This is a genomic window from Pseudoxanthomonas sp. LjRoot206 (genome assembly GCF_056175725.1).
The window spans coordinates 528,646-540,758 of sequence record NZ_JBGFFI010000004.1 but is presented as its reverse complement, the minus strand read 5'-3'; the positions used below and the strand labels follow the sequence as shown (position 1 = coordinate 540,758).

General features: G+C 60.9%; 10 protein-coding genes and 2 pseudogenes. 10 read left to right on the top strand and 2 right to left on the bottom strand.

Features of this window, described 5'->3' with window-relative positions; genetic code table 11:
- Window positions 1-185 (bottom strand): annotated as a pseudogene (locus AC04MD_RS15455) (IS30 family transposase); the annotation flags it as partial.
- Window positions 186-447: 262 nt separating this feature from the next.
- Here AC04MD_RS15455 and AC04MD_RS15450 point away from each other — a divergent pair.
- From AC04MD_RS15450 to AC04MD_RS15415, 8 genes are all read left to right on the top strand, one after another.
- A complete protein-coding gene (locus tag AC04MD_RS15450) occupies window positions 448-1,413 on the top strand; it encodes a TolB family protein (RefSeq protein ID WP_475498158.1) in 966 nt (321 codons plus the stop codon).
- A gap of 222 nt (window positions 1,414-1,635) precedes the next feature.
- Window positions 1,636-2,388, top strand: a complete 753-nt coding sequence (locus tag AC04MD_RS15445) for a DUF3667 domain-containing protein (RefSeq protein ID WP_475498157.1) — start codon at window positions 1,636-1,638, stop codon at window positions 2,386-2,388.
- A gap of 72 nt (window positions 2,389-2,460) precedes the next feature.
- On the top strand, window positions 2,461-4,188 hold the full coding sequence (locus AC04MD_RS15440; RefSeq protein ID WP_475498180.1) for a TPM domain-containing protein: 1,728 nt from the start codon (window positions 2,461-2,463) through the stop codon (window positions 4,186-4,188).
- The gene (locus AC04MD_RS15435) at window positions 4,185-4,538 is read left to right on the top strand and encodes a hypothetical protein (protein WP_475498156.1); all 354 of its coding nucleotides are present in this window, start codon (window positions 4,185-4,187) and stop codon (window positions 4,536-4,538) included. Before AC04MD_RS15440 ends, AC04MD_RS15435 begins: the two co-directional genes overlap by 4 nt.
- A 42-nt stretch (window positions 4,539-4,580) precedes the next feature.
- Window positions 4,581-5,081, top strand: a complete 501-nt coding sequence (locus AC04MD_RS15430) for a lysozyme inhibitor LprI family protein (protein ID WP_475498155.1) — start codon at window positions 4,581-4,583, stop codon at window positions 5,079-5,081.
- Window positions 5,082-5,182: 101 nt separating this feature from the next.
- Window positions 5,183-5,536 (top strand): MmcQ/YjbR family DNA-binding protein, encoded by a 354-nt coding sequence (locus AC04MD_RS15425; protein ID WP_475498154.1) that lies wholly within the window; start codon window positions 5,183-5,185, stop codon window positions 5,534-5,536.
- Window positions 5,537-5,632: 96 nt separating this feature from the next.
- Entirely contained in the window at window positions 5,633-6,196 is a 564-nt protein-coding gene (locus AC04MD_RS15420; RefSeq protein WP_475498153.1) for an ECF-type sigma factor, read from the top strand.
- A gap of 135 nt (window positions 6,197-6,331) precedes the next feature.
- Window positions 6,332-8,782, top strand: a complete 2,451-nt coding sequence (locus AC04MD_RS15415) for a serine/threonine-protein kinase (protein ID WP_475498152.1) — start codon at window positions 6,332-6,334, stop codon at window positions 8,780-8,782.
- Window positions 8,783-8,868: 86 nt separating this feature from the next.
- Here the strand turns inward: AC04MD_RS15415 and AC04MD_RS15410 are convergent, their stop codons facing one another.
- On the bottom strand, window positions 8,869-9,342 hold the full coding sequence (locus AC04MD_RS15410; RefSeq protein WP_475498151.1) for a hypothetical protein: 474 nt from the start codon (window positions 9,340-9,342) through the stop codon (window positions 8,869-8,871).
- A gap of 225 nt (window positions 9,343-9,567) precedes the next feature.
- Here AC04MD_RS15410 and AC04MD_RS15405 point away from each other — a divergent pair, with 225 nt between their 5' ends.
- Together AC04MD_RS15405 and AC04MD_RS15400 are read left to right on the top strand one after the other, a co-directional pair.
- Window positions 9,568-10,989 (top strand): hypothetical protein, encoded by a 1,422-nt coding sequence (locus AC04MD_RS15405; protein WP_475498150.1) that lies wholly within the window; start codon window positions 9,568-9,570, stop codon window positions 10,987-10,989.
- A 228-nt stretch (window positions 10,990-11,217) separates the two neighbouring features.
- A pseudogene (locus AC04MD_RS15400) lies at window positions 11,218-12,092 on the top strand (IS3 family transposase); the annotation flags it as partial.
- Between the last annotated feature and the right edge of the window lie 21 nt (window positions 12,093-12,113).

The window sequence follows — 12,113 nt, the reverse complement described above, 5'->3', positions numbered from 1 at the left end:
ACCCGCGAGGATCGCTGCCTCACTGGCGGACGAATGCCGCCATGCTCGGCCAGGATGTTCCGCACTGAGCTATGGTGCCGGTCAAACAGGGAAGCGATCTGATGCAGCGACTCGCCCTGCTGCCAACGGTCCCACATCAGCGCCTTCTGGGTGTCGGTGTAGTAGATCCTCTTCCTGTGCTTCATTCGCAACACTCCTGCTGCCTATGCAGCTATCCGTGTGTTGCATCGATCATATGAATCCGCGACCACAAGCGGACGTTGAACGCATGGACTGAGTCAACCGACTAAGACTTTGAGGCCACTGCCGAGGTCGATGTCAGGCGAGCGCAAGGGTTTTCGTAACTCCTCGGGAACTCGCCCTGACTACACGGCCACTGAGCGCTTGGCCTAGTCGCATTCTGACCCTCTGCCATCGGAGTTCGTTATGCCGTCCAATTGTCGCTACATGGCACTGCTGTTCCTGATCATCCATCTGCCTTCGCTAGCGTCCGAACTTGGTTCAGGGGAACTGCTGGCGCCGGGGGTTGTATCAACGCGACACAACGAAACCAGCGCTACATTGACGCACGACAGGAAAGGCCTCTATTTCATGCGCGGCGACTTGGCCTCAGCCGACACTGTCATTTTGTCCGCCCAATGGCGCGCAGGCGGCTACGAGGACGTAAGCGTCGCGCCGTTCTCTGGGATTTGGAAGGACTCTGAGCCAAGCATCTCACCAGATGGCAAGCGCCTTTACTTCGTCTCCAACCGTCCGGTAACGCCCGGCGGCTCCCCGCTGGTGGCCACCCGTGGGCGGCTGAGTTTTCCTGGCGCCAACCTTTGGTACGTTGAGCAGCAGGGCAATGGATGGGGCGAGCCCGTCCACATCGGGGGCGAGATTGCACGGGTTCCGATGGTCTACAACCCAGTAGTTGCAGCCAGCGGCAACCTCTACTTTTCTGCCCATCGAGAGGACAGTGGCCCCGGCTACCAAATTTACCTCGCTCGGCCAGAGGGCACGGGATGGTCGGTGCCAAAGCAGGTGACTCTCGGGAAGGGCGTGCAAGCCAACCACATGGATCCTGCCATTGATCCACGCGAAAGGTTCATTCTGTTCGCCGGTGACGAAGGTGACTCAGCCGGCTCAGCGGACATCTACATCGCCTTCCGCACGCCCGCTGGGGAATGGGGGAAACCTATTCGCTTGCCCGGCGACGTGAATACGATGTATCTGGAGAACGCACCGACGCTCGGTCGCGCCTTCGGCGAACTCTTTGTTACCAGCATGCGTATTCCCGGAGTCGCCTTCCCCAAGCAGCGGCAAGGGATTGAGGGGTTGGGGCACCGCCTGGATACCCCCCTCAATGGCTCGCGCAACGTGTGGCGCTTCGACATTTCCAGCCTTCTGCGCGAGCACGGTATCCAAGACTGACGCAACGGCAGTCTTCAGGCGCTAGAGCACGCTGTGAATGTCAGGAAAGTTTCTCGCCTGGCGTATCCCTCTGCACGCAGGGCTCCCCAGACCACCGTGCCGTCCCATTCTTCCAGTCGCCGCGCCCGTCTCGGGCAACATGTCCGCCAGACTACGAACGATGTGGTTCGCGGACTGTTGCCGCCTCCCCTGGCGATTCAGAGTGCGCAGCCTGGGGCGGCGGTGGAAGATGAATACTTCGAGGCTCCCCTATGCCGCAATTGTGGTGCCCCGCGCCCCATGCCGCATTGTGGTGCCTGCGGCCAGAAGGCAGCGAAGCGGCTCTCGATCCGCGACGTGTGGCAGGAGTTCTGGCAAAGCCGGCGATTGTTCGAACTGACGATACTGCATGCCGCTCTGCACTTGGCATGCGCTCCTGGCCAGGTGGCGCGCGATTACGTGTTTGGCGCACGAAAGCGCCACGTGCACCCGCTGAAGTTGTTGCTGGTGGCGGTGGCTTCGTTGGTGCTACTGCTCGACCACACCGGATACCTCACCGCCGGCCAGACTGAGCTGTCAGGACACATGCGGGTGGTTGCCGCTTGGGCGCGCTGGTCATTCAGCTTGGGGCTGATAGCTGTGCTGACCGCCACTTGGATTTTGTTCCGGGGACGCTGCGGATACAACGCAGTCGAGCACCTGGTTCTGGCGGTGTATGTGCAATTCGTGGTGATCGCCGCTAACGCGCTCAATCTGCTTCCGCTACTCGTGCTGGATGCCAGTCGATGGGCCGTCCCCTGGCGACAGGCCGCTTCCTGGTACATGACCCCATTGGAGTTGCTGGTGGTGGCTGTAGCGAGCAAACAGTTCTTCCAACTGCGCTGGCGAGCCGACGTGTTGCGAATAGGCGCGCTAGTCGTAATTTTCTACCTCGCCAAGAAAGCTCTTCTGCTTGCCTATGGTCGAATCGTCTACCACGTCGCCCTATCGCAATGACGCCACTCTGCGAAGAACGCGGTGCTTAACTTTTATTGCCTTCCACGTATGGGATGCCGAATCGTGAAAACCATGTGCTTTTCCTCGCTTGCCCTGTGTCTTGTCGCCTTGGCTGGCTGCAGTCGTGAGACCACCAACGCGCCATCGCTGCCTGTAGCGCAGCATCTGCCAACTGCCGCGGCTAGCGATGACGCCAACCGCATCGCGGCGCAGATTGCCGACACATTGCAGGCCTGCTCCTACGACGGTCAGCCCGTGCGCTTTGGCATCGGAGGGCAGGCCCCGCGCGACTGCCGGGACATGATCGAGCAGGTCATGAACTTCACCGGTCTGCCGCAGAACTTCCAAGTCACCGAGGCCGACGTGCCTAATGCCGCCGCCGCCATCCTGCTGGACCAGCAGAAGGTCCCGCAGCGGGTAATCGCGTTCAATCCGGACTTCATCGAACTGGTGCGCCGCGAGACGGGAGGCAATCCCTGGGCGGCGGTGAGCATCATGGCGCATGAGGTAGGCCATCACTTAGCCGGACACACCATCCAGCCAGGCGGGAGCCAACCTCCAATTGAGCTGGAAGCGGACAAGTTCAGCGGCTTTGTGCTCTACAAGATGGGCGCTAGCCGACAAGACACGCTGAAGGCCATCCAGACGCTCGTGCCGGAATCGGTGCGCCACGACAGCACCCATCCGGGCCGTGCGCAGCGCGTTGGCGCGATCAGCGATGGCTGGGATTCGGCTTGTCGCCAGACCGGGCGGGGTGACTGCGCCAGCGGTGCGTCGGGAGCACCTGTCGCGGGCATCGATGCCCCGAGTAGCGTTCCGACGCCTGTGGAGGACACGGGATCGGCCAGCGCTGTCGCGCCGGTCGCCCCCCCTTCTTCTCCTTCAATGGCGTCCCAGCCTGCGTCGTCATCCGTGACTTCCCCGGCGGTCCCAACCTCTAAGGTTGTGCTGCCCGCGCCGGATCCCAAAACGCTACCAAGTAAGGGCACCCGTTTCGTCTACGATGAAACCGGTTTGCTCGACCCACAGGTCGTGGCGCAAGTAGAAAAGCAGATGTTGGAGCACGCCAAGCAATGGGGCGTCGAAATTGTGACCATCGTGACCAAGGACCTGCACGGCCTGAGCGCGGAAGAATACGGCTGGGCAATGATGCGCCAGTTGCGCGTCGGCAAGCTGGACGTCGGCAATGGAGCCGTATTGGTGCTGGCCCCCGAGCAAGGTCAAGCTGCAGCAGTGATGGGACCGGGGGTGGCCCTGGAGATGGCGTCACACGATAAGAGCGAGCAGCTGAACCGCACACTGGAGCAGGCTTGGCCGCAATGCCGGAGAAAGAACGCCTGTGGCGGCTGGACCGAGAATCTTCTGGGTGCGGCAGACCATATCCGTCGCGATACCGACCAGAGGGAGTGGACGGTGCGCTACCAAAACTTGGGTGATCTGCATAAAGCATTCGTGGCAGAAGATGTCTCGCTTACCGATCCCAACAAAAGTGCTTACTGGCAAAAGATCGTGCGCTTCAGTGGAACCGTCGTGGACCTCACGCCGACGCCAGGCAACAAGGACGCCTGGTTTGATGATGCGCGCCAAATCGCTGGCCGTCCGGCCAAGGCCATTCACCTGCGCAGTGACGAAGGCCTCACCGTGATGCTCTACCTAAACCCCCACACCGAGTCGTTGATGCCAAGCGGCCCATTGAAGAACGGCCAGCGCTACGTGCTAATTGGCCGCGAATCTGGCCTATCACCGAACCCAAAGGATACTCAGGCGATCGAACTGCTTAGCTACGATCTGGCGCAATGACGAAGGCTGGTGCCAACGCACTGCCCGACATGGCGCCACGCATGGCAGCAGTGGTCACCGCCGCACCGATGGTAGCGGTGGCCGCGTTCTGGGCGTTGCTTGGGCTTCTGGGCAGCAATAGCATGAGCGGCGCGAACGGCGCGCGGTTTCTGTTCGGCCACGTAGGTGCCGGCTTGCTGATGCTGCTGCTTTCCCCATGGCTGGCGATCCACCTTTGCCGCCGCGCCCGGCGGCAAGGCTGGCACGCCGCGCTGGCGGTAACTTTAGCCAGCACCGTTGCCCTCGGCGGCGCACTGGTGTTCCTGCTTACGACCTCCGTCGTGTTGGCTGCGCTAACCGTGCCTGAATAGAACACGCTGCGTGTTACTCCCGCTCTACTGTGTCGCGGCTGGATGCGATTGAAGCTGCCTCGGGAACTACAGGCTGACCTCCACCAACCTACCCTCATCATCTGCACCTTCATGCTACGTTCCCTTGCTTTGTTCACCCTCGTGCTTGCGCCAACCTCCCATGCTGCGGGAGTCAACTGGTGCGATCTGCCGCAAGCCCACCCGATAGACGCCGCTTTCGCGGCTGCGATCGAACGCAGTGGTGGCGTCACCGCGGACATGAGGGATGCGCAGGGACTGGCCTACGAGGGTTGGGACACTGAACTGAACCGCATTTACCGCGAGCTGATGCTCCAACTAGGTGGCGACATGCGTGCCGACGCCTTACGCCAGGCCCAGCGTGCCTGGTTGGCATGGGACGACGCGGAAGCCGTAAGCGACCTGGCGATGCAGCAAGACAGTGGTAGTGCCGGTTCACTCGTGATCGCGGACCAGTCCTTAACCCGTCGGCGCGATCGTGCCTGCACGCTGTACCGTTTGCTGGAACCATCCCCATCGTCATAGCAAGGAACTTCCGGAGCGGCCCCTTGCGCAAAACGGCCCTTCCTAGACCTGCTGGATGCATCATTCGCGGCACTAACTCTCCCGCACCCCCACTATCTGCTATGTCATCCGACGAAGCCAAGAACCCGCGTTTCGCCGCCATTCTGGATGCAATGCTGTCACGGCCGGGCGTGTCCCATTGCCACGGAAAACGAGGCTTTGGCAGCAACGCTCTGAACGTGCATGGGAAGATCTTCTGCATGCAGACGCCCGGCAGGGAATTCGTGGTCAAGGTCTCGCCGGCCCGGGCAAAGGAACTCATCGAATCTGGCTTGGGGACAAGTTTCCGCATGGCAGGACGCCCAATGCGGGAGTGGGTCGTCTGCAGGTCGGAATACGGCACCGAATGGAAGGCCCTGGCTCTTGAGGCATACCTTTTCGCGGGTGGCAAAGACGGTTCAGCCGGCGGGAAGTAGCTCTGGCTTGAACCGATAAGTCTCGGATTTAGCATCCGAGTTGACGCTGGTGACCGACCGAAAGGATCATGCAGTTCCTCCTGCCGCCAGCGCCACATGCAGACCTCGGACGAAATCACCCTCTTGGTGCAGCGCTGGAGTGCCGGCGATCGCGACGCTCTGGACAAACTGCTACCGGGGATCTACGCCGAACTGCGCCGGTTGGCTCGTATTCAATTAGGACGGCAGCAGGGGCATGACACCCTGCAGGCCACCGCTTTGGTCAATGACGTGCTACTCAAGCTTATCGACCGCGATGCACCGCAGGCACTTGAGAGCCGCACTCACCTCTACAACACCGCCGCAAAGATGATGCGGCAGATGCTGGTGGACCGCGCCCGCAGCGCTGCGGCCGAAAAGAACGGCGGCGGCTGGCTTCGCGACGAGTTCACCCGCGCGCTGGAACTACCCATTCCAGAGCAAACCCGCCTGCCAGAACTGGATGCAGCGCTTACCGAGTTGGCTGCGCTGGAACCTCGCATGGCGCAGGTAGTCGAGTTGCGCTACTTCATCGGCTTGAGCGTTGCGGAGGTCGCAGCGATGCTGGAGCTTGAAGAGCGCACTGTCTATCGCGACTGGGCCGCGGCGCGCGCCTGGCTCAAAGATCGACTCAACGACTGAGCCGCCTGCAGCACCAGCAGCTTTGAGCGATACAAGAGCGTGGGGCGCACATGACATCTTCGTCATAGCCTGAACATTTGTCACCCGGTCGCGCGGCATCACGTATCCCTCTCATCCCCTCTTCACCACATAAGAATGACGACATCGAGCGACCCGCAACTGGAGCAACGCGCGCTGCTTCTCTTCCGCGAGTTGCTCGATCGAGATGAAGGCGATCGCGCCCACCTGATAGCCTCATTGGAACCGCTACTGCGGGGCCGTGTGCAGGCGCTACTTGCGCACATGGTCGAGGATGACCTGGAACCGTCTTCAGGCAGCACCGATGCGGCCGGTCAGCGCATCGGTCCCTACGTATTGCTCGAAAGACTGGGCCGAGGCGGTATGGGGGAAGTGTTTCTAGCCAGACGTGCTGACGGCGCATTCGATAAGGAGGTGGCAGTCAAACGAATCTGGGCGGGTTACGCTCCGCTGGCCGCGCGTTTCGTGCGCGAGCGCCAATTACTGGCGCGGTTACAGCATCCGCATATTGCACAATTGCTGGACGGGGGTATCGACGATTCGGGCAAGCCTTGGCTTGCCATGGAGCTTGTGCGTGGACAGGACATCGACAATTGGTGCGATGTGCGCAACCTACCATTGGCGCGCCGCGTCGAACTTCTTGTGCAAGTGTGCGGCGCGGTCGACTACGCACATCGGCAATTGATCGTCCACCGTGATCTTAAGCCGTCCAACATCCTCGTGGACGAGGACAGTTGCGCCAAGCTGCTCGATTTCGGCATTGCTCGCCTGCTGGATGACAACGACATGGGCGAACGCACGCTAACCCAAGCGATGACGCCAGCCTGGGCGACTCCTGAACAACGCCAAGGCAGGCCGGCGACGACCGCCAGCGATATTTACCAACTCGGCCTTCTGGCGAGAAGGCTATTGTCTGGGCTGCCGCGGGACGATACCAACGCGCGCATGTCTGTCCATGTGGCGCGCCTGCGTCGTGATACACCCTCGAGCGCCGACGCCATCGCCATGTGCCGTGGTCTCTCTGCCGATGCCCTGCAACGACACCTACAAGGCGACCTCGACAGCATCGTCGCCCTCGCCACAGCGCAGGACCCAGACGAACGTTATCCAGGCGCCCATGCGTTTGCCGATGATCTGAAGTTGTGGCTAGCCGGTCTACCTGTGCAGGCGCGCTCCGATGAACGCGGCTACCGCCTGCGTCGCCACGTGCGGCGCTGGTGGCCTGCAATGGCGGCGTTGCTAGTCGGCTTTGCCTTCATAGGCTTCCACGTTCATAGCCTTCGAACCGCCTTGGGGCATACCGAACGCGCCCGCGCCCGCGCTCATATGGCTGAGCAGAACGCTTTAGCAGCACAGGCCCGCGCCGAGCAAGAACGAAACACCGCCAACGCCGTATCCGATTACTTTATCAAGATGTTCAGCATGCTTGGCCCTGAAGCCATTAAGGGTGACAAGCCGGCCACAGTGAAGCAACTGCTCAGTGTCGGCGCCGAGGGGCTAGACGATGTGGAGGCAAGCCGAGAACGTTCGCCGGAGGCACTCTCGGCTATGTGGAGATCGATGGCCGCTGTTCACCGCAATCTGGGTGAGCACCAGCGTGCGCTAGAGCTGGCCAACAAGGCCATAGAAAATGCGCGCACTGCGGGGAGCCCCGTGGCAATGGCTGAGGCCCTGCGTGCACGCTCAGGTGCATTGCACTGGCTGGGGCGCACCGATGAAGCATTCGAGACCACTCTACACGCAGTGGCGCAACTGGGCGAATACCGCAGTGAATACGGCAGCTTGCCAGCCAAGCTACACGATGATCTTTCATGGGGATACCGCGAACGCGGCGAATATTCCAAGGCCATGCATCATGCGCGAATCAGCATCGATGGGCTTCGCCGCGATCCACAGGCCGTTCGCAGATTGGCCTTCGTTCAAGCGCTAAACAATGCGGGTGACACCGCCATCGCTTCGGGAGATTTCGCGCAAGCTCGCACCTGGCTAGAAGAAGGCGCACGTCTTTACCCGCAACTGGCTAACCCCAACCCAAGCACCCACGTCTTCCTGGAGTCCAATCTAGCCACGCTGGATTTGCATGCCGGCCGCATGGACGCGGCGCGCATGCGGCTGCAAGACCTACTGGAGGAGACCCGGGCGCAGTTTGGCGAGAGCCATCCGCGCACCGACCTGGTGCTGACCAATCTTGCACTGGTTGAACTGGCGTCGGGAAATGCTCAGACAGCGGTAGACTCCGCGCGCCGGTTACTAGCCTCCGGAGTATCCACCTACGGCACCGAACATCCTTACGTGACAGATGCGCGAGGTGTCCTGTTGGTCGCTCTGGTGTCTGCAAACGAGGAAAAGGAGGCCGCCATGGTGCGAGCGCAGCTGCGTGCTCGCTGCGCCGAACCGGCACGGGATGCACACGGACAATTGGTGAAAATGGCCTGCGCTCGCGCCGACCACGATGCTGATACGTTGAATGCGGGCAGGATGACACTTGCGGGCTTCCGCGACGTCATGCCATGGCAACAACGGCTCGCTGAACGCTGGCGTAGGGAAACCTCTTCTCCCGCTCGATAGCCAGACTACGGTGAACGCTCTTCGGTCGAGTTACCGCAATCCAGACATCACCAAGAGAGCCGATGGGTGTTAGCTCCCTTCTCACCTCAGTGAGACCAGTGCTTCGCCGCATAACCCTGCGGATCCGCACGGTACGCCGCCAGCCGGCGTTCGGCGGCAGTATAGTCGTTGGCGGTAATCGCCATGCCGCCATCCCACGTCAAGCCAACCGGCATGCCTGGCTGCTGACGTGCCAACGCAAGCACGCGCGCGACCACATCCGCTTCTGGCTGGACTTCGTGCAGTAACCAAGCTCGCAAATTCCGTTGCAGTTCGCCGAACTCGCGGGCTTCTATCTTCTTCATATCCTTGCGTGCGCATGGCCGCGCAGCGTCCTGCGGCAGCACGCCGTAGACAAGCGTCCACGCCGGCTGCTCTTGATCTACACAGATCGCCGCCACCAAATTCCCTTGGACATTCTCGTCCATGCGACCAATACGCAGCGGCTGATGGGGCAAAGGCTGCTCTTCGACAGGAACTACAGACAGAGCCACTATGAAAGTGAAGAGAATCGCAAGCATGGGTGGCATTGGTGAACCCGCGTATTGAAGACATACGGAATACGCATTCTTTAGGAAACAGCTGACATAACGACCCGGCGCAACTGGAAGAACGCAGCGCTTGTCAGGATATGCGGCTCCCACGCGTATCCCCTGCGCCACGCCATTCCGGCGTCATTTCCCCGGAGAGTTACGATGCATGCTTCATGGTCCTTACCGCGCCCCGCTACATTGGCAGCGGCACTCTTGCTGGCTCTTGCAGTTCCCGCTGCGTTTGCTGCCGAACAGCCTTGCAAGGACACAGCAGGCAACGCGGTAGCCGGCAGCACCAACCAAGGCCACGAGGCTGGTGCCGATAACACCACCTGTGCAAGCAATGCGACGGCTGTAGGTTACGAGAACAACGCAACTGCGGCCGGCAGCACCGCGATGGGCTATCAGAACGAGGCATTTGCCGTGGATAGCACTGCCGTAGGCCGGGGCAACGTCGTCCGAACGGTGGGCTCGCTGGCAATGGGCTTCAGCAACGAGGTCGAGGCCAACGCAAACTACGCGACTGCAATCGGTCGCTCGAACACGGTCAGCGCCGATCGCGGCGTAGCCATTGGCTCAAACAATGAGGTGACTGCGGTCCACGGCGGCGTTGCGCTCGGCCGCGGAAATCTTGTCAGCGGCAACGATGCGTTGGCTATCGGCACCTTGGCGCAAGCCACTACCGAAGGTTCCGTGGCCGTTGGGTCTTGGTCGACGGCAGACCGCGGCAACGCCGTATCCTTCGGCAACGCCACTCTCCAGCGCCAGCTCATCAACGTTGCTGCCGGCACAGTCGGTACGGATGCGGCGAACTTGGGTCAGGTGCAGGCCGTTGCCAGTGCCTTGGGCGGAGGCGCCGGCTACAACAGCAGCGGCGCGTTTCTCTCGCCCAACTTCAGTATTCAGGGCAGCAGCTATTCCAGCGTTGCCGATGCCTTTGCCGCGGTTGATTCGCGGTTGACGGCGCTGGGCAGTGGCAGCGGCGGGAATGCGGTGCAATACGATGGCCCTATGCGGGACAGCGTGACTCTGGGAGGCAGCGCCTCCAGCGGTGGCACTCGGATCCGGAATGTGGCGATGGGTATTGATCCAACCGATGCGGTGAACGTGGAGCAGATGGAGAACAACGACCAGATGGTCCTGGCCGCGGCGCGAAAATGGCATGAAGCAGGGATGGACTATGCCGATGCCGGCGACGCCGTCACGCTTAGCGCGGCAAATCAGCATGCCGATGCGGGGGACGCTTCGACATTGCGCTCTGCCAATCAACACGCCGACGCAGGCGATGCAGCCACGTTGCGCTCTGCAAATGCTTATACGGACGCTCGCGTGAATGCCATCGTGCAGCCGCAGTTCGACGAGTTCCGCAATGATGTGTGGTCGCGCATGGACATGACCGACCGCCGCATCAACCGAGTGGGTGCAATGGGAACGGCAATGACGCAGATGGCGGTCAACGCCGCCAATGGCAGCGGCGATCGCGGGCGCCTGGCGGTTGGCGTTGGCTATACCGATGGCGAGAAGGCGTTATCGGTTGGATACGGTCTACGGCTCGGGCGGGGTTCGTTTTCACTTGGTGCAGCCTTCAGCGGTAGCGAGAACACTATCGGTGCCGGTATCGGCTTTGATCTCTAAGGGCGAGATTGCTGCCAAATGCTGGAAACAGTGTCGGTCTCGGAGGAGAACATTGGCCCGCACATTAGTACGCTGAGCGTGGATGCTAGTGCGCAAGTAAAACCGACCCGATTCTCGGGTCGGTTTGAAGGATCAGTGGAGTTATCAGCATCTTGTGGACAGGTCTAGCATCCATGCGATCAGCGGGAGGCAAGCATCATGTCATCGAAGAAGGTTCCAAGCCGGACTCGGCGGGCTTATCAGTTCATTGAGTCGCATCGGAATGAGTTCAGCGTTCAGATGATGTGTCGGCTGCTTGGAGTTGCTCGTGCTGGCTACTACGCTTGGCTCGATCATCCGGTGTCCGATCGAGCCCAGGAAGATGCGCGCCTGCTACGTCTCATACGATCATCTTTCACCGCAAGTCACGGGATCTATGGCGCCCCCAGGGTGCTGCAGGATCTACGCGAACGCGGTGAGAAATGCAGCAAGCACAGGGTTGCACGCCTCATGCGCGAGAACGGCCTCCAGGCGTTACACGGCTACCGCATACGTCATATCCCGTTGCAAAGCCGCACGCATTGATCCCTAACGTGCTGCAGCGTCAGTTCACGGTGTCGAGGCCCAACGAGGCCTGGGTTACGGACATCACCTACATCCGTACCTGGCAAGGATGGCTCTATTTGGCCGTCGTGGTGGACCTCTTCTCGCGCAAGGTCGTAGGCTGGGCCGTCAAGCCGACGATTCATCGAGAGCTGGTCCTAGAAGCCGTCTTGAAGGCCGTTCGTGCTCGGCGCCCAAGAAAGACCCTGATCCACTCGGATCAGGGAACGCAGTATGGAAGCGACGCGTGGCGACGCTTCTGCAAGGCCAACCATCTTGAGCCAAGCATGAGCAGGCGGGCGAACTGCTGGGATAACGCAGTTGCCGAGTCTTTCTTCGGAAGCCTGAAGAAGGAGCGCATCAAGAAGCGCATCTACGCGGACCGCCAAACGGCTGCCTTGGACGTATCCGAGTACATCGAAGGCTTCTACAATCCGATCCGTCGGCACAGCTACCTCGGTGGCGTTAGTCCCATCGAGTTCGAAGCGGCACATCGGTCCCGCCGCTCAGGTGTCCACTAAATCCTGGTAACTCCACCGCCG

Bases quoted from the DNA above. Each gene is read 5' to 3' on its own strand.
- AC04MD_RS15415 (WP_475498152.1), top strand. From the start codon at position 6,332: ATGACGACATCGAGCGACCCGCAACTGGAGCAACGCGCGCTGCTTCTC.
- AC04MD_RS15440 (WP_475498180.1), top strand. From the start codon at position 2,461: ATGTGCTTTTCCTCGCTTGCCCTGTGTCTTGTCGCCTTGGCTGGCTGC.
- AC04MD_RS15430 (WP_475498155.1), top strand. From the start codon at position 4,581: ATGCGATTGAAGCTGCCTCGGGAACTACAGGCTGACCTCCACCAACCT.
- AC04MD_RS15435 (WP_475498156.1), top strand. From the start codon at position 4,185: ATGACGAAGGCTGGTGCCAACGCACTGCCCGACATGGCGCCACGCATG.
- AC04MD_RS15420 (WP_475498153.1), top strand. From the start codon at position 5,633: ATGCAGACCTCGGACGAAATCACCCTCTTGGTGCAGCGCTGGAGTGCC.
- AC04MD_RS15450 (WP_475498158.1), top strand. From the start codon at position 448: ATGGCACTGCTGTTCCTGATCATCCATCTGCCTTCGCTAGCGTCCGAA.
- AC04MD_RS15410 (WP_475498151.1), bottom strand. From the start codon at position 9,342: ATGCTTGCGATTCTCTTCACTTTCATAGTGGCTCTGTCTGTAGTTCCT.
- AC04MD_RS15425 (WP_475498154.1), top strand. From the start codon at position 5,183: ATGTCATCCGACGAAGCCAAGAACCCGCGTTTCGCCGCCATTCTGGAT.